This window comes from Candidatus Nitrosocosmicus agrestis, assembly GCF_008389435.1.
Classification (GTDB): domain Archaea; phylum Thermoproteota; class Nitrososphaeria; order Nitrososphaerales; family Nitrososphaeraceae; genus Nitrosocosmicus; species Nitrosocosmicus agrestis.
The window spans coordinates 201,257-217,773 of the sequence record NZ_VUYS01000004.1 but is presented as its reverse complement, the minus strand read 5'-3'; the positions used below and the strand labels follow the sequence as shown (position 1 = coordinate 217,773).

At 34.1% G+C, this 16,517-nt stretch carries 19 protein-coding genes; 10 read left to right on the top strand and 9 right to left on the bottom strand.

Annotated elements, in window-relative coordinates; all coding sequences use genetic code 11:
* The first annotated feature begins 50 nt into the window (after positions 1–50).
* From F1Z66_RS16210 to F1Z66_RS03760, 4 genes are all read left to right on the top strand, one after another.
* Positions 51–185: a hypothetical protein gene (locus tag F1Z66_RS16210; protein WP_255437882.1), complete on the top strand. Its 135-nt coding sequence runs from the start codon at positions 51–53 to the stop codon at positions 183–185.
* A gap of 654 nt (positions 186–839) precedes the next feature.
* Positions 840–1,868 (top strand): ATP-binding cassette domain-containing protein, encoded by a 1,029-nt coding sequence (locus F1Z66_RS03770; protein WP_149862270.1) that lies wholly within the window; start codon positions 840–842, stop codon positions 1,866–1,868.
* Between the two features lie 17 nt (positions 1,869–1,885).
* Positions 1,886–2,701: an ABC transporter permease gene (locus F1Z66_RS03765; protein WP_149862269.1), complete on the top strand. Its 816-nt coding sequence runs from the start codon at positions 1,886–1,888 to the stop codon at positions 2,699–2,701.
* A 543-nt stretch (positions 2,702–3,244) separates the two neighbouring features.
* Positions 3,245–4,135, top strand: coding sequence for a MarR family transcriptional regulator (locus tag F1Z66_RS03760; RefSeq protein ID WP_149862268.1), 891 nt, complete (start codon positions 3,245–3,247; stop codon positions 4,133–4,135).
* Between the two features lie 158 nt (positions 4,136–4,293).
* Here the strand turns inward: F1Z66_RS03760 and F1Z66_RS03755 are convergent, their stop codons facing one another.
* The 3 genes from F1Z66_RS03755 to F1Z66_RS03745 form a co-directional block, all read right to left on the bottom strand.
* The gene (locus tag F1Z66_RS03755) at positions 4,294–4,968 is read right to left on the bottom strand and encodes a proteasome subunit alpha (RefSeq protein WP_149862267.1); all 675 of its coding nucleotides are present in this window, start codon (positions 4,966–4,968) and stop codon (positions 4,294–4,296) included.
* Between the two features lie 21 nt (positions 4,969–4,989).
* The gene (locus F1Z66_RS03750; RefSeq protein WP_149862266.1) at positions 4,990–5,619 is read right to left on the bottom strand and encodes a proteasome subunit beta; all 630 of its coding nucleotides are present in this window, start codon (positions 5,617–5,619) and stop codon (positions 4,990–4,992) included.
* Positions 5,620–5,765: 146 nt separating this feature from the next.
* A complete protein-coding gene (locus tag F1Z66_RS03745; protein ID WP_149862265.1) occupies positions 5,766–6,209 on the bottom strand; it encodes a hypothetical protein in 444 nt (147 codons plus the stop codon).
* Positions 6,210–6,518: 309 nt separating this feature from the next.
* On the opposite strand from F1Z66_RS03745, the gene F1Z66_RS03740 reads away from it, so the two are divergent.
* Both F1Z66_RS03740 and F1Z66_RS03735 read left to right on the top strand, forming a co-directional pair.
* Complete coding sequence (locus F1Z66_RS03740) at positions 6,519–6,737, top strand: hypothetical protein (RefSeq protein ID WP_149862264.1); 219 nt, start codon at positions 6,519–6,521, stop codon at positions 6,735–6,737.
* 199 nt (positions 6,738–6,936) lie between these two features.
* On the top strand, positions 6,937–7,338 hold the full coding sequence (locus F1Z66_RS03735) for a hypothetical protein (RefSeq protein WP_149862263.1): 402 nt from the start codon (positions 6,937–6,939) through the stop codon (positions 7,336–7,338).
* Between the two features lie 444 nt (positions 7,339–7,782).
* Here the strand turns inward: F1Z66_RS03735 and F1Z66_RS03730 are convergent, their stop codons facing one another.
* Positions 7,783–8,160, bottom strand: coding sequence for a VOC family protein (locus tag F1Z66_RS03730; RefSeq protein WP_149862262.1), 378 nt, complete (start codon positions 8,158–8,160; stop codon positions 7,783–7,785).
* Between the two features lie 1,065 nt (positions 8,161–9,225).
* Here F1Z66_RS03730 and F1Z66_RS03725 point away from each other — a divergent pair.
* The gene (locus F1Z66_RS03725) at positions 9,226–9,765 is read left to right on the top strand and encodes a hypothetical protein (RefSeq protein WP_149862261.1); all 540 of its coding nucleotides are present in this window, start codon (positions 9,226–9,228) and stop codon (positions 9,763–9,765) included.
* A 158-nt stretch (positions 9,766–9,923) separates the two neighbouring features.
* Here the strand turns inward: F1Z66_RS03725 and F1Z66_RS16005 are convergent, their stop codons facing one another.
* A complete protein-coding gene (locus F1Z66_RS16005) occupies positions 9,924–10,172 on the bottom strand; it encodes an SRPBCC domain-containing protein (protein WP_255437886.1) in 249 nt (82 codons plus the stop codon).
* A gap of 27 nt (positions 10,173–10,199) precedes the next feature.
* A complete protein-coding gene (locus F1Z66_RS16000; protein ID WP_201448606.1) occupies positions 10,200–10,367 on the bottom strand; it encodes a hypothetical protein in 168 nt (55 codons plus the stop codon).
* 52 nt (positions 10,368–10,419) lie between these two features.
* Here F1Z66_RS16000 and F1Z66_RS03715 point away from each other — a divergent pair, with 52 nt between their 5' ends.
* Positions 10,420–10,767 carry an ArsR/SmtB family transcription factor gene (locus F1Z66_RS03715; protein ID WP_149862260.1) on the top strand — a complete coding sequence of 116 codons (348 nt, stop codon included), beginning with the start codon at positions 10,420–10,422 and terminating at the stop codon, positions 10,765–10,767.
* A 136-nt stretch (positions 10,768–10,903) separates the two neighbouring features.
* Here F1Z66_RS03715 and F1Z66_RS03710 read toward each other — a convergent pair whose 3' ends face one another.
* Positions 10,904–11,884, bottom strand: a complete 981-nt coding sequence (locus F1Z66_RS03710) for a hypothetical protein (protein WP_149862259.1) — start codon at positions 11,882–11,884, stop codon at positions 10,904–10,906.
* Between the two features lie 975 nt (positions 11,885–12,859).
* On the opposite strand from F1Z66_RS03710, the gene F1Z66_RS03705 reads away from it, so the two are divergent.
* A complete protein-coding gene (locus F1Z66_RS03705; RefSeq protein ID WP_149862258.1) occupies positions 12,860–14,128 on the top strand; it encodes a hypothetical protein in 1,269 nt (422 codons plus the stop codon).
* A gap of 118 nt (positions 14,129–14,246) precedes the next feature.
* On the opposite strand, the gene F1Z66_RS03700 is transcribed toward F1Z66_RS03705, so the two are convergent.
* Positions 14,247–14,582: a hypothetical protein gene (locus F1Z66_RS03700; RefSeq protein WP_149862257.1), complete on the bottom strand. Its 336-nt coding sequence runs from the start codon at positions 14,580–14,582 to the stop codon at positions 14,247–14,249.
* A 180-nt stretch (positions 14,583–14,762) separates the two neighbouring features.
* Between F1Z66_RS03700 and F1Z66_RS03695 the strand changes: the two genes are divergently transcribed.
* Positions 14,763–15,482 (top strand): alpha/beta hydrolase, encoded by a 720-nt coding sequence (locus tag F1Z66_RS03695; RefSeq protein WP_149862256.1) that lies wholly within the window; start codon positions 14,763–14,765, stop codon positions 15,480–15,482.
* Positions 15,483–15,682: 200 nt separating this feature from the next.
* On the opposite strand, the gene F1Z66_RS15775 is transcribed toward F1Z66_RS03695, so the two are convergent.
* Entirely contained in the window at positions 15,683–16,447 is a 765-nt protein-coding gene (locus F1Z66_RS15775) for a hypothetical protein (protein WP_195907463.1), read from the bottom strand.
* Between the last annotated feature and the right edge of the window lie 70 nt (positions 16,448–16,517).

Here is a 16,517-nt window from a genome sequence, read left to right as displayed (position 1 = left end):
AAGCATAGTTAGATTAAAAGGACAAGGATACAAAGCAGTTGTGATAGAATATGCCTGATAAGGCCTCTGCTGACTGGGCTCTGGCATCTGATTATATGCATTATAACGGAGATAATCCTGTAATTAAAGTCAATTCCTATAATCATACAAAGAATTTTATTAGTATGGGATTTGTTTCGCAATAAAGATTTGCAAGAAGTCATCCCGAAATATTAATACGTCTTTAAATTTATCATCGTCTCAGATACTTTGTTCGCTATATATTTGTCATCAAATAATCTGGCCTCTCACACCAAGTCAGTTACAACACTTTTGTTTCTACTCATTTACGATATCCAATTACTCCAATTAAGAGAATAGTCTGCTATACTTATTCTACTTAATCTTAAGGTTATTATTTTTATGATACTAGTACTTGGATTATTGACATTATTTTTACAGTTTGAGTAATTTTATTATGCAATCTATAAATACATGTTATCATGTGCAGGATGTTATGATATGAGATGAGGAAACATCTTGCTTCCATGTATTAGTTTATTTTCTTAATCAGTAAAATGGTATTATATCTGAATTTTATCTATCAGATATACTTTTTATCCCGTAATGATTTTTATATCAAAGACTCCAAGTAAAAGAATGTCCTTACTAGATTATCTAATAAATATTGTCGGCACATATCTCTCTATCAATTTTAATGGGAAAAATATAACTTCATCACCAGTCATTCTTACTATAGACAAATCTTGTCCCTCTTCTTTCCATTATATTTTTATTCGCGATACTTTTTGATTTTGATAAACATAATTGCCAGTTTCTTGTTGAAAGGTGTTTTTTAGATGAATACAAAAATAGACGATAAGAAAAATAGTACATTAGAAAATAATTCAACTTCAAATGATGTTTTGAATGAGATTACAATTTCTGTTAAGGAACTTCGAAAATCCTTTAAAGATGTGACAGTTCTCGATGGAATTACTTTTGACGTTAAGAAAGGTACAGTTTTAGCATTACTTGGACCAAATGGTGCCGGAAAAACTACTACTGTTCATATATTAAGTACTCTGTTGTTACCTGATAGTGGTGACATAAGGATTAACAATCATGAGGTTGTAAAAGATGTAGAAAAAGTGAGGAGTTTGATTGGGCTAACGGGGCAATACGCCGCCCTCGATGAATATTTGACAGGGAAAGAAAATCTACAAATGATTGGTAGATTGTATCGTCTTAGCCATAAGGCCATAAAAAAAAGAACAACTGAACTACTGGAATTATTTGATCTGGTCAGCGCTTCAAATAGAGCAGTAAAGACTTATTCTGGTGGAATGAAACGGCGTTTGGACTTGGCTGTTAGTCTTATTGCATCACCTCCTGTGCTGTTTTTGGATGAGCCTACAACAGGACTAGACCCTCATAGCCGGTTAATTATGTGGGATATAGTGAGACAATTGGTGTCACAGGGGACTACAGTTTTATTGACCACCCAAGATATGGACGAAGCTGATAGTCTCGCAGACAAGATAATCGTACTTAATGGAGGTAAGATAATAGCTGAAGGTACGTCTGAGGAATTGAAACAACTTGTTGGATCGGAACGATTAGAAATTACTGTTGCAGGAGATGACAACTTTACAAGGGCTATCAATCTTATCAATGAAGAAAATCTAAGTATAGATAAACAAGCACGGAAACTTAGTTTTGTTATAAATGGAGGAGTGCGTCAGTTAAAACAAGTACTAGACCGGTTAGATGAAGACAATATTATTGTAGAAAATATTTCCTTTCATAATCCTACCCTTGATGATGTCTTTTTGATCTTAACAGGACATATGACGCAACAATTAAACACAGAAAGCGAGATCAGTTAAGGGTTTGAAAATAAACTATGAACAAAAATTATATTAACTACAGTGTAGATATCGAGAAGCACTCTAAATTATTCTGGCTTATAAGCGATTCATGGGTTTTGGCAAAGCGTAGTATACGTCATATAACCCGAAATCTGGATCAACTTTTCTCAGTTGCGTTATTTCCAATTATGTTCTTTCTGCTATTCCGATACGTGTTCGGCGGGGCAATAGATACTGGTAGTATTAGCTACGTAAACTTCCTAGTTGCCGGTATCTTTGTTCAAATGCTTGCATTTGGAGCAAATTATACTACAATGAATTTAGCTATAGATTTACAGCGAGGTATCGTAAATCGATTCAAGTCACTTCCAATTGCAAGGTCGGCATGGCTGATAGGTCATGTTGGTGCAGATTTAGTTAGAAACATGATAACCGGGTCCATTGTCATAGGTGTTAGTTTCCTAGTTGGTTTCGAGCCTGTTGCGACTCCTCTTGATTGGATACTAATATTCATCTTAGGTGCTCTTTTTTCTTTGGCTATTTCTTGGATCTCTGCGGTAATGGGGCTGCTGGTAAAAAGTATCGAAGCCGCACAATGGACAGGTTTTATAGTGATCTTTCCTTTGACGTTTGTTAGCAGCGCATTTGTACCTACGGATACGATGCCATTTGCATTACGAGTATTTGCCGATAACCAACCACTTACACATGTAATAGAGGCCATACGCTCTTGGTTGGTTGGGGCGCCTGTAGGTGATTCCGGGTACCTTGCATTTGCCTGGTGCATTGGTATTATTGCAGTATCTGTCCCGCTCGCAACTTGGCTCTTTAAACGACAGACTCTTAGATAAGCAAATGCTTATTTGGTAGAACTAAAGGCCAGTCAAAAATATTGTTAACTTTATGTCAGACCACAAAAACCCATTCAATGCATTTAATACCTTTTTTTGAATAATTACCTACCTAATTATTACTACAAGAGTATCGCAGTTTAATGTAAAGAACAATTATTCACTTTTATATTTTGTATTTTATATTAATACTAATTCCTTTCCACTTCCTCTTACACAACACAAATAACGACATTGAATGTCTTTTAATCGGGGATTGATAAGCTACATTATGACTGCTTCTATGAATGTTTTCGTATTCCCTTTTTGTTTTAATTTCATTGCACTTGTATACTTGATATGATTTTCGGAACGAATACCTGCCACAATTAAAAGATCCTCTAATTTCCAAAGTTTTTTAAAAGGTTTAGTATATTTAATATAGTATGAAATTGGAAAATGAATTTTCCGGGAGGTACAAAGTAGCAGTAGCCCATAGTGGGATTTACGAAACTAAAGTGTTGATCGATTTTCCAATTTGTAATACGCGGGTCGAGTGATAAGATGCAAATTTCTAACATGATAATTCCCGAATACCTTGATTTTAGTTTAGGGTACAATAATAATAGAAATCTGCATTTGATGCCTGCAAAGTATGAGACACTAAATGAAATTAATCTTACTAACGAAAACCAGAACAGTGGTATCCATAGAAACCGCTTTCCTAAATTGGGTAAAGTGTTCCTTTCAGAAGATGATTATCTACTATCACTCAAGGATCTTTCTGAAGTTGACCAGAGAATTCTATTTCTGTTAAATGAACAACTAGGGTCGACATTCACGTTTAAGGCTTTGGAACGCAAATTAAATATACATCAACAAACTCTTACGAGATCTCTCAAAAGACTTATTGAATTAAAGTTAATAATAAAATCATCAAGAGGATATCAAATTAACGAAATTAATTCATCTTGGCTCTTCTCTAAGGATGGAGATTCAATTATCAATTTGATAACAGAGACAGAGATTGATACAGAGATCAGCCGATCAAAAAGAAGTAGAAAGTTCAAACAATTCCTACAAGTTTATCTTCCCATCAAGGTAGACATAGAAGCAATAATTTCGGCCGTGAGTGGAAAATGGTTTGGTAATCTTAGATGGCTTGGATTAGTTAAAAAGGATACTGGTTACAGGCTAGAGTGGGTGGCATTAGATAAATACAGCGATGAGAACCTATTCAAGATTATTGTTAACATCGTGGCAGATTATATAATAGTTGAGTCGGATGCCGAAGGCCAAGAAGAAAAGATGGATGCTATGGCGTCTTCAAACAGAATTGTAGGCGATATAATAAAAATCATTAAAGATAACCTGAAGAGTGAAAAAGAGACCGATAAGAAGTTTCACAAAATATATACAAATGATATCAAGTATTCTGTTAAGAAAGGCGAATGATCTTTTTTATTCTTCACCAAACTTTTTGAACTTTTCAATTCTTTGTAAAACTTTTATTGAAAGAATCATAATCTGGTATCAGATTTAACTTATTCATAAAGCACATTTAAGTATCAAAAACAAAAAAATTGTTTCGGAAGGTAGTACCATTGAGAGATCTAATTCATCTTTGAAAATCCTTTTGAAGTTACAATACCTGATTCTACTGTTGGTTTTTCACCAATTGCACTTTCAATTGCCCTTTTTGCAAGTTCGAGTGCGCTATCGATCGTCAAGTTTTTGCTATATCCCTTTTGAATCTCTTCTATTGCAACATCAGATGCGTGTCCAATTGCAAAACCATTTCCGCTTAAATATGTTCCACTTGGATCAACCTGGAATAATTGAATTCCTTTTTCATCAATTCCGGTAATAATTATGGATGCGGCTTGTGGCCTGACAGCATAGATTGTATAGTTGTGGAGATAAGTACTCAAGTGCTTGGCAACTGATTTGACATCGATTGGACTATCGTAGGACAGTAGGTGTTTCTGAGCTTGTACTCTTATTTCCTCAATTAACTGTTCTATGTCCGCTATGTATCCAGCACCAGTAGCTCCAATGTGTTTGTCTATCGTGAAAATTTTCTCATTAGGATCAACTAATGGCAATGTGGGTTTGATGTGACTGGATATCAATGAAAATTCGGGTGTCTTAATTCCTACCGTGGTTGAACCTCTGTTTACTGCTTCTAAAGCACTATCAACTAGAATCAGTCGTCCTCCTTGTCCATAGTAGTATGGATATCTTCCATTACCGCCTGAGCTATATCCAGAATTGTTGGTATCTGACATTCTCTAATCACTTCTCTCCTGTTAGGCCACAACCTCGCCGACAGAAATCAATTTGGGTATTATTAGAACATCTATACCATTTCCTGATCCTGGATCTCGCTCCATAGCCGCAGAGACCGCTTTAGCTGCAATTTCTTTAGCTTCTTCATTTGAAATGTCTTTGCGATACAGGCTTTCTAAAACACCGTATGCAATAGGAGCTCCAGAACCCGATGCGGCAAAATCCTCATTCGTAATGGCTCCACTCATGTCTGCTACATTTATGTGTGAACCTGTCGAATCAACTCCAGCTACTAATAGCTCAACATAGTAAGGTTGATAGTTTTTGAGTCCTGAATATGCTAGATTTGCGATAAGTCTTGACGATTCTTTTACAGTTAAAGGAAAGCCTCTTCTCATTTCTATTAATTTTCTTTCTGCAGCCGCCACTTTGATCAAGTGTTCTGCATCAGATAATTGTCCGGCTATGGCAATAGCAAGTGTATCATCTATCTTGGAGATTTTTTGGACTATTTTAGATCCAATAAAGAATCCTTTACTGGCCCTCTTATCGGATGCAAGTACGACTCCCTCTTTTGTTTTGATTCCTATTATTGTAGTCATCTTTACTATTATATAGGGCCAGAAGCATTTATTGACCAACTTATTCATACATTAGTCACATGTATTTTCTACATACATCAGTTAGACAATTAAGCACATGAATTTTAAAGGGATATCTAAAATTTAAGATTCTAAGGTATATAATTTTAAATTATTTTGGATCTTGAATAAAAAAGTGTATGTGTTTTTAATTGTTAACACATTAACCCCGGCTTGCAGTTTTTAGGATCAAAGATGTGGTGTTTTTCAGTCCAACTCTCATGATGACTGTGGTGATCAGCATGGTGGGGATGGGTGTGAGTTACGGTATGTACATGATCTTTATGTGTAAAGTAATGTGTATGGGTGTCAAGATATTGACCACTGTTGTCAGTGGTGATTTTACCTATGATGTCTGATAATTCTCCTATGATTGCGGTTAATTGTGTAGTAGCTAGTCCCGAATCGTTATTTGATACCGAGCTTTGAGCTTGGGTTAAATTTTGGACTAACTGTTCCAATACTTTTGCATTTTCGTTACTGTTTTCAGCGGTTTGAGCAAATGCGTCAAATCTAACATTTCCGCTTTCAGTAGTTGCGCCATAGAATACAAGCAACATTGGTATTATAGCAACAAAATAATACAGAGATATCTTCATTTCAAGTTTAGTATCTAGTTGGTTTTATTTAAAGAGAACTGCAATTATTGGATCGCACATGAATTTTGTGGCTATACCATTCCTCAATTGATCGAATCAGAGAATTCAGCCGAGAAAGATAATGGGTTATCATATTGATAGACATGACTTTAACTAATACCTATATCCATCCATCGTGGTAGTTCAAGTGTAATTATGACTCTGTATTCTAATGCTTAAAACTCTGATGTATGTTTGTTAAACTAAATTGCTTTCTTACTTATCTGCACAATATAATATAGTGTTATAAATCTTGTTCTTTAGTGAAAGATGATGAACAAAATACATCTATTTTCAATAATTAGTGTGTTAGCAGCATCAGTCTTGCTAGTAGGCGCAAACTCTTCCGCATTTGCACAGGATAATATGACCATGAATACTTCGGAGTCTGCCCCAGTTGATAATACGACACAATTGACTGATACAGGTGCAGGTTTGGATGCAAATATTGCCTTAGGTAATTCTTCGGGAGCAAATGCAACTAGTTAATAAATAATCCTAATTTCTTTTAATTTTTTATATTGTTATTCTGAATCGAAAATCTTATGAAACAAGTTTTATCTTAAAGTTTCTTTTTGTTATTTCAATAAAATGTATTTATGCTAATAATGGATTTACAACAAGGTTTTGATTGGAGGATTATAAAGATCGTATTTATCTTTTATATTATGTTGATAATTAAAATAAAATGAATGACAAAAACAAATTATCTATCAGCTTTGTTATCGCATTAGCATCAATGCTTGCAGCTATCTCTCCTGCATTACCTATGTTACCTGCCTTTGCTCAATCTGATGGCGATGATGACACATCTAGTTCTAGTAATTACGAAGAGTTTGTTAACTGCTTAGGTCAATCTGAAGGAGATAAAGGATATGCTAGTGAGAGTGAGATAAGAGATTGTTTCAGACCTATATATGACCCTCAGGCAGATACCGCGGGTGATTCGATCGCTAGTGACAGTTCTAGTGGGGATGGCATAGGCGGTAGCAGCACTACGGATTCAAGCAGCAATGACGATTCTGATGGTAGTAGTAGTGATGATGACTCAGAAAGTACTAGTAGTAATAATAGCGAAGGTAGTAATTAGTAACTGAGGCAGACGACTAATGGTCAATTCACTTGAGCCCATTCTATCCGTCTAAATTACAAACTAACAACCTATTTTTTAGTTGGCAAAAGGATTGTCTTTGCAGATAAATCTCTTTACTTTATTAAAAAAAGATTGATCGTTCTTCATCATATTTATTGTTTAATCTTTCTGATATGTCCACTCCCTTGGTGGATAAGGCCATCAACAAGTCTTGCTGAATTGCAAAAATAAACTAGTATCAAGGTTTTTATATTGCCATAATTTAACATAGCAAGCGGTTTAATTCCAAATATCAACAAAGATATGAATGGAAAACTTGAATTTCTAAAAATGATTCCCTACCCGTTACTGGTAAAACCACTAATGGGAATTGGCTCTAAGCAGTATAAGGTTGATAGGAGGTGTTTTCCCAATACCTATCTCTTCTTTGTTAAGTAAATATTATTGATTGATCAAGTTGAGGATATTTCCATCTGGGTCTTTAAACCAAGCAACTTTCATGTCACCATAAACATGAATATCTCCTTCCAAGACTGTATCAGGCATTTTATAATGCTCAAAACTCACACCTTTCTCTTTAAGCTGTTTCACAATATTTTGAATATCTGCACCTACTGCCCATGTTACACATGTTGCCTTATTTGTCCCAGCAAAATCCGATCTATAAACAACAATCGACGAATGTCCGCTCTTGTAAACTATTACCTCTTTTCCAAATGTTTCAATTCTTTTTAATCCCAGTATATTTTCATAAAAATTCTTGGCAGTCTCAATATTCTTTACTGCTATATCTGCGGATGAATCTTTATCTCCTAACACTTATTTTTCACCTCAAACTATTGATTTTGCTGTTATAGTATTGTTCTAAGTTAATTATAATATAGTCAAGATGCAATCTTGGTCTGTACGAACATACATGCGGTCCAAACATACCCACATTTACAAAACATAGTATAAAAATCAGTAAGGGAACAATTGTATATTTTGCAATATATTCAAAAGGATTCCGGTGTTTTAAACACTCATATGGTCCATTAGTCGCAGGATGTCTTTATCTAAGGCAAGATGGTAAAAGATGTATTTATTTGAATTCCGGATTTTGTCATCTAATCTTGTGATATGTTGCTATTCTGGTAAACATTTATTTTTTGACTTAATCCATCGGACAACCATCTGTTTTTATATCTATGTACATTTCACTATTTACCTTATTTTTGGTTAAATGATCCATATTTTATAATGCCAATTTTTTTACACGTCCTCATTTGTCAATACTTAAAATTCTTACAATTCTGTTGATCCTTCTATGACAATGGACCTTATTACGAATCAATATATGTTGATAAACATTGCGATGGACATAATCCGGGTGATTCCATTCGGGTAGTTTCCTGTAAGGAAAACAGTAGTAATAATATTAAAAATAACAGTCACTTCTGAATTAATAGGCAATATTAAAAGAGGATACAAAAATTAATAGTATCTCTTTAATCGATAATTCCATTTCTTACAGAACTAGTATAACCTTGATCTGGTTTTTTTAGAAATCTTGAGGATTGACCTTGTACTCTAATACTATTTACATTTGATTGCGATCTCAAAGTGGAATTTTCCTTTCAACTAGTAGGGGACGATGATACCTATGATGTCAACTAATATTATAATAAATATGCATTTGTTTAATGGATGATTCTAAAGAATCTGGATACACAATTGGTTTGAGTATCTCTAACTCTGTGAGAATAAATCTGGACCAATTTTCTTTGAATACTAAAATAATTTAGTGTTTCATATTTATGATTGTGCTTGCCAAATAATATTGCTTAATATTTTTTATAGTGTATTTTTATCAAACTTAAATACTATTGGCCTCAAATTTATGTGATGGAATTCAACAAGAATTTGATACCGACTACTTTTCTTTTGGCTGTATCGTTATTACTGATTGCTGGAACGAGTCTAAATCAAGCGTATTCTCAGAATCCTTCTAATTCTGATCCAAATGTCTTGAAAGGCGCTATTACAAGTACATCTAACAATGGAAACACTACAGATCCAGCATGGATATTAGGTGGTGTATATAAGTTTACAGAATTCAATTCATCAGCTCCCGTCTTTAACGCTTCATTTTATATGACTAAAACTGATGGTACTGCAGAACATATTCATCATATCTATGATTTGAAATTATCTGGAGAACCCACATTTGATAGTGCAACCAACACTACTACTCTTAAGGGTACTACCACAGTAACATTGAAAGACGGACCAGTTTCAAACGTTCCTACCCAGATCGATTTATTAGATGATAGTGGAATAGCTATTGCCGTTGATGGAAACTTAACTAACACTCACTTTGGAACAACCCCAATATACGGTACACAACATCTTATATGTGTAGAAGTCCCAGAGTTGTGTGAATAAACTCACTAGGATCAATTTTTTAATTTTATTATATACTACAATTTTGTAGTCTGACAAGTGCCTGTTTAAACCATCTGCAATTTATTTTATTGTGATATTTTGATAATAGTAAAATCAGTATATAATCGATCAAGTATTCGTGTTCATGCCTGCAGCAATTAATAAAAGAATTCTCTCAAGTTCTTGTCGTATTCCAAATACACTTTTAAGCAACAGAGCATTTGAGTCCAACCATGACAGTTGCTATAAGATTCTTCCAATGAGGATTGTTCCTCTTTAGTCCATCCAGGCTCTGAGATTCTTACCAATGTTGAATCTTCGCTTAAGACTTCAAAATCTATCTTAACTGTTAAGCGATGATCCTCAACTGCACTGGCCCATTCAAAAATTATTCTTTGATTTTTGATACTTTTAACAACATATATTGGAAAGGATCATGGGTAATCATGAAAATCCCATATGACCTCAACACCTTCATCAAGTGATCTGCTAGCTCCACCTGTAGCAAAATACTTTGAAAGTTTTTTTGAATTATAAACAGCATCAAATACTTCTTCTATTGGTTTTTTTATTTTTGCTTGTACGGTGAACTTTAATTCCATTAATATTCGCTGTTATTAAGTTTATTAGTAGTATTTGTTATATAAATGTAACATGAGTAGGGCCGAAGAAGAGAAAGAGAAAGAAGAGGAGGAGAGATACAATCGCATTCTTAAAGCTCTAGGCAATACCCAAAGAAGAAAAATATTGAACCTGATAAAAGATCAGCCCCGAACTACTTCTGATTTGTGCAATTCATTTGATGGATTTGATAGATGTACAGTAATGCAACATCTTGGTGTTTTGGAAGAAGCTGACCTAATTGTAGTAAGACACAAAGGAAAATATAGATGGAATTATATCAATCTTTTTCCTATTAAGGAAATCCACGATAGATTGATATCTAATTTCTCTATAAACTCATTAGACCTGCTTTCAAAACTCAAAAAAGATTTAGAATAGTCTTAGTCCCAAAATTTCCTCGTATTAATTGACACATTGGCTTTTTTTATTTCTCTGGATCTGATTTTTTATTGAGTGCCACCCCGACCTGCTGAAAATCAAAGAAAATCTAAAATAATTGCCAAGGATTAAAACTTTAGCTAGAAATTATTTGCAAATTAAACGCCTGTATTAAAGGAGGATGAATCTGTGTATGAACAATGTTCATTATCTGTAAAGGAGTATCTTTATTTTCAATCGACGTTATTAGATGTCGAATCCCATTTTCCAAATCGGAAATTTGGCCGCTTTTATCCTCATTGGATATTAGTGGTTTTAATTCTTTACTATATATTTGCATCAGTTCTTTTGCCATCCCATCTGCACTTTGATAGTTTGCCATATTTACTATGGGTTCGTTATTTTCCGAGACCATTCCATCATGCATTGCGCCTGAGTTCATGTTACCTGTCATATTGTGACTCATAGTAGATGAGGTATCATTCGTAGAAGCTATATTAGCCATGTTAGCCATGTCTGTCATGTCAAATTTAACATTGTATGCATCCCCGTAATTTCGAAGCACATTATCCAGTAGGTCTGCAAATCTGATTGGATGTATGGAATTGCTTGTATCATTGGAATTATTTGCAGTGCCGAATAGATTAGCGAAAAATCCTGAAATCTGACTAAATGGATCAGAACTTTCAGTCTGTCTTAACGCCGCAGCATCAGTAATAATTTTGTCTGCACTTGAATTAATCAAATTTACAAGTTTGTCTGATTGTTGAATAGCCTGCTGTCTGAGGGCTTCGGTGGCTTTCCCCTCTGAAAGTGATAAAGTTGAATTACGGAGATCTCCTATTCCCACTTTCAATTCATCTCCAATTGTCTTATTTTGTTTTACTATGTCCACCAAAAGGTCCCAATAGTAAATACTATTTGCTTCATTAGCATGTTTTTGGGCAAGAGAAATGTTATTGTTGACAAGATTCTCTTTGATCAGATTTGATTCTACTTGAAATTGATCCAAGGATGCTATAAACTTGGAATAATCATTTGGTGGAAAATTATGAGCATATACAATTTGGGTTGAAGTTGTCACAATATGTTTGATAGGTTCATTATATAACGCCATCCCAAACAATATACAAAAAATAAAGAAAGAAGCAAATGTAGATTTCTTCTTCACGTTGATAAATAGTGTCTAATTCTTATAATAACACTTCGTTGAGTCTGATATTTGAAATTTCTAATCGGTCATTGTCAAACCACTAAACAATGATTCACACTGTGTGTGGCCACAAACTATCGGGTGTCCCTATATTAAATATTGTAAAATGTTTGATAATATTGAAAATAGACTATGGAAAATGATTTACGTTTTAGTTAATTTTTTGTAATACACAGATAATAAGGCAATTTTATCCCCTATTAATCCAACTCTATTATGTCCAAATGTACTAGTAACTTCAATTGAACGAGTTAGGTAAAGTAATTCTCCTTCTAAGGGATCTTAAATATTTGTTAACTTGTATGATTTGATCTTTGTTTGCTACCAAAGTTTGAATTGATTTTATTTTTACCTCGTGGCTATGCAAATCTTGGTCTATAAGAGTTGCAATCTTTTTAATTCTTGAATTCATAAATAGATATATATTAAAAGATATTTATAGTTATTGGTATTTAACCCCAATAACAAACAATAAAACTTAATCTAGATTAGTACAATTTCTAGTCTTTAACCATATATATAATAAATCGAGTTTTTTTCCTAAATTTGTTTCCTAAATTCGATCTTGATCCGATCAATAGGTGATAGAGCATCGATTTAACGTCGAAATAGTGATCCTCTTGTCAATGAGGTGTATTTATTTTTTAATCTTAGAACGAATTGGGTTGTCTTGTGTTCTACAATGAATTGACGTAAATAGATATTTTTAATCGAATCTCTGACAATCAATATTTGGTTATATATTCATAAACTTGGCCGCTATACATATTAGAATATAGTTACTGTGACATACTAGTCAAGGATTGCGAACTCTATTATTTCATGTGTGTAGTTTCTTACTGTACAAACTGCAAAAATTGATTGGGATCTATCTTAATAATGCAATTTGTTTTTACATTATTATCTGTGGATACCTGCAATAATTCTAGAGGCTCCTTTTGGAGCGATCTTGAATTTGAAAATATCTCTATAGGCATCGAGCACAATTTGAAGAAAGTATTTGTTTCATATCATTTGCTAGACAAAAATACTAGTTTGATATCTTTTCAAAGTGATGATGGTTTTCCAATATCAATTCTAATAGAGAGTTTTCTTGTTTTCGATATTCAGTGCGTTCACAAAATAAAAAATAAGATAAGGGTTCCGATAGAATCTGGATGTAAATGGAAGCTTCTTGGTGGTATGAGCGAAGGAGCTTTCAAATCCAACGGGGGTTTGGATACTCGGTATTCTGATATTTTTCACGACAGTAATTGTGCAGTTTATTATCCACCTCGAGGCGGTTTTGACAAAACAATCGATACAAAAAAAATAACGATACAGTTGAGTGTCTATCCATTTGTTTTAAACCACCAAAACGGGAATCCACCTTCGTCAGACGAAGTAGGGTCAATAGGAACTATAAATACATTATTCATAAATTCTCCAGTGGTACGCAACTATTTTTTGGAAATAACTTTGAAAAGGATGGGTGGATTTCTTAACAGGAATTCTTATGAAGTCAAACTGGAATGTAAAAGTATCCATGATGGGTTCGATAGTCGGAATCAACAGGCGGAAGAGGTTGTTATGGGGACAGCACTGCCAGAATGCGATGAAAATGATTGTCATACCTACTCTAAGTTGTTGCCAGACAAGAATCTTCTCTACTCCACATTTAATACCGAGGAGCAAAGTTGTATCCTATGCGACCTAAAACTTTATTTGCGTTATTGGAGATGGATGTTTCAAGAAAAATTAAAGATTGATTTGTCATATTCTAGGTTCTTTACATCTGAATACGTTAGTCTTACGAGGATTTTGTATGAGAGGGTTAAATCTCTTGATATCTGCGGAAACAATAAAAAAAATGTTGCCATCTTTGATATAAGAAACAAAGACAATTTGACTTTTAAACTGCGCCTTTCTGAATGCCTGCTACCAAAAATATTAGAAACAGTTTGGAATACTACAGCAGGTTCATTTCCATGTGGTAGAATCGGAAATTCTGTTGTATTTCAGACACCTTCGGAGAAAGAACTACGCAAGTCTCCGATAACTATATCTATTTCAGAAATAATTCGTCATGATGATGCTTATTATCCTAAAGCGGCTTTGATAGATCAAAGAAGAATAATACTATTGAGAAGAATGGTATTTGGAGGATAGATTGATCGACTATCTTAAGAAGGCATCTGTGTAATAAAGTACTAATTCTCAAAAATATAGTAAGTGACAATTCCATTGTCATTGAAATAGACTCATTACCGAAAGTTAGGTGGCCTTATTATATCTGATATTCTTGTTTTGATAAATTGTCCTTTGAATCATTCAATAAATCAAAGTTATTTATCGTTAATGATCCTATTTCTGGACACTGATTTGCTAATTTACTTATTTTTTGTAATATTACTTGTGCTTGTTCAGACAACTTTTGATTTTGGACTGATTTGGTAAATTTCTCTTTGCCTCCTTCTATCTTGTACAAATTATCTACAAGTTGGCTTGCTTGATGTTTACACTGTTGCACATAGGCAGAAGGGGCATAAATTACTGCTACTCCAGCGGTTACAATAATAATAGGGATGGATAATAAAATTATGATCCTTAGGCTTTTCTCCATTCGCTATTGATATATTTGTTAAAGTTTGTAAAAAAGGTATTATATAGTAGCAATAATGCCATATCAAAACTATCGATGTTATTACTTGATACAAAATACCGAAGGTATTATCAATAGCGTTTGTAGTCACATTGCCTGCAATTAACTTTAATTGGTCCATAAAGTTATAGCCATTGTGGTATGAACACAAAACGAAATATCGTATTTGTTCATGGTTCTTGTCATGGAGGTTGGTGTTGGAAAAAAATACTGCCGTTTTTCAATCCAAATGAGTTTAACATTTATACCCCAACACTTACTGGATTAGGCGATCGAAGTCATCTTGTAAATGAATTCACAGATCTTTATATTCATATAGAAGATATTTTACAGATCTTTGAATATGAAGACCTATCTGATGTAATCCTAGTAGGTCATAGTTATGCCGGCATGATAATAAGTGGAGTTGCAGAGGTAATCCCCGACAAAATTCAATTGATGATTTATCTGGATGCATACATTCCTCAAGATGGGAAAACTGCTTTCGATCTTGTACCTGGGCTTATCGACCTCTATAGAGGAAGATCATTGAAAGATCAAAACAAACCATGGCTTGTCAAATCTTATACGCCTGACGAATTTGGGATCACTAATCCTGAAGATATCGCATGGATGGAACCTAAATTAGTTCCAATGCCATGGCATACTCATGATGAACCACTCAAGATTCAAAACGAAAAAGCAAAAAAAATTCCCAGGGCTTTCATTACTTCCGCGGAATTTGGAGAAGGAATGTTTGAGAGGCAAGGGGTGGATGAGAAGAATAAATGGGATTATTATTATGACATAAAAAGAGGACATGATGTGATGATCACAGCTCCAAAAGAGTTATCAGAAGTAATTCAAAATATTATAAGGTGAAAATAGATATACATTTTAGGAAAACGACGTAATAATCGATAAAGCAGCTTAATTCAATTAATATGGGGAATATCCTTATCTTCTTATCTTAAGAGCTGGCCGATATTGTAGAGTCTAGATTACAATATTAAACGGTATTCGTTAAAAAATTTGATTTTTCCAAGAATAAGTTATTGATGTTGTATTTTTATCAAAAAAAATTAAGGATTGTTGTAGCATACGGCATAAGATTGAACGGAAAGTGCAGAATCTGCTGTTGAATCCGAATTTATTGTCGTTGTATATGAAGTGAGCGTATCTGGGATTGACGAAACTGAAATTATGTTTCCGTCAGAAATTCCGTAAACATATCCGCCACCTAGAATAGAATCATTGCTATGACAAGAAGCAGTCGAAGAAAATGGACTACCTCCTGAATTCACGATAGGTCCATGTACAATGTAAGTATTGCCCTTTAATGAAGTTGATTCATCCGATGAAGATGAAGATGAAGAGTCGTCAGACGATGAAGATGAAGAAGATGATGAGGTTGAAGGATTGGTTACTACTACGTTTTTAGTATTATCTTTTGTATTGCTTATGTCGGTCGGACCGATGTGACATTTTTGTACATCAACATTTTTTGCTCCTTCTTGACATCCCTCTATATTTGTGTTCTTATTTTGAACTTGACATTTTTGTACATCAACATTTTTTGCTCCTTCTTGACATCCCTCACCACTTTGATGTTGCAAGTTATTTCTTGTCTCCAGGCCTCCTTGACCTAGCTGACCTCCTTGACCTAGCTGACCTCCTTGACCTAGCTGACCTCCTTGACCTAGCTGACCTCCTTGACCTAGCTGACCTCCTTGACCTCCAAACTGAAAGTTATTTCTTTGAGCTAACACAAGACCGGATTGCATCATGCTAGCAGGAATGATAAAGATGACCATTATCAACCCAATTATGAGTAACACATTTTTCATAATTTCCATAATTTGTAAAAATTACGAGATGGTAATATAGATTTTTATTAATTATTTATTCTTTGCTTGA

Excerpts from the sequence above, each read along its gene's own strand:
- F1Z66_RS03755 (WP_149862267.1), bottom strand. The coding sequence starts at position 4,968 with ATGTCAGATACCAACAATTCTGGATATAGCTCAGGCGGTAATGGAAGA.
- F1Z66_RS16210 (WP_255437882.1), top strand. The coding sequence starts at position 51 with ATGCCTGATAAGGCCTCTGCTGACTGGGCTCTGGCATCTGATTATATG.
- F1Z66_RS03710 (WP_149862259.1), bottom strand. The coding sequence starts at position 11,884 with ATGGCGTTATATAATGAACCTATCAAACATATTGTGACAACTTCAACC.
- F1Z66_RS03695 (WP_149862256.1), top strand. The coding sequence starts at position 14,763 with ATGAACACAAAACGAAATATCGTATTTGTTCATGGTTCTTGTCATGGA.
- F1Z66_RS03735 (WP_149862263.1), top strand. The coding sequence starts at position 6,937 with ATGAATGACAAAAACAAATTATCTATCAGCTTTGTTATCGCATTAGCA.
- F1Z66_RS03770 (WP_149862270.1), top strand. The coding sequence starts at position 840 with ATGAATACAAAAATAGACGATAAGAAAAATAGTACATTAGAAAATAAT.
- F1Z66_RS03740 (WP_149862264.1), top strand. The coding sequence starts at position 6,519 with ATGATGAACAAAATACATCTATTTTCAATAATTAGTGTGTTAGCAGCA.
- F1Z66_RS03705 (WP_149862258.1), top strand. The coding sequence starts at position 12,860 with ATGCAATTTGTTTTTACATTATTATCTGTGGATACCTGCAATAATTCT.
- F1Z66_RS03745 (WP_149862265.1), bottom strand. The coding sequence starts at position 6,209 with ATGAAGATATCTCTGTATTATTTTGTTGCTATAATACCAATGTTGCTT.
- F1Z66_RS03700 (WP_149862257.1), bottom strand. The coding sequence starts at position 14,582 with ATGGAGAAAAGCCTAAGGATCATAATTTTATTATCCATCCCTATTATT.
- F1Z66_RS03765 (WP_149862269.1), top strand. The coding sequence starts at position 1,886 with ATGAACAAAAATTATATTAACTACAGTGTAGATATCGAGAAGCACTCT.
- F1Z66_RS03750 (WP_149862266.1), bottom strand. The coding sequence starts at position 5,619 with ATGAATAAGTTGGTCAATAAATGCTTCTGGCCCTATATAATAGTAAAG.
- F1Z66_RS03715 (WP_149862260.1), top strand. The coding sequence starts at position 10,420 with ATGAGTAGGGCCGAAGAAGAGAAAGAGAAAGAAGAGGAGGAGAGATAC.
- F1Z66_RS03725 (WP_149862261.1), top strand. The coding sequence starts at position 9,226 with ATGGAATTCAACAAGAATTTGATACCGACTACTTTTCTTTTGGCTGTA.
- F1Z66_RS15775 (WP_195907463.1), bottom strand. The coding sequence starts at position 16,447 with ATGAAAAATGTGTTACTCATAATTGGGTTGATAATGGTCATCTTTATC.
- F1Z66_RS16000 (WP_201448606.1), bottom strand. The coding sequence starts at position 10,367 with ATGGAATTAAAGTTCACCGTACAAGCAAAAATAAAAAAACCAATAGAA.
- F1Z66_RS03760 (WP_149862268.1), top strand. The coding sequence starts at position 3,245 with ATGCAAATTTCTAACATGATAATTCCCGAATACCTTGATTTTAGTTTA.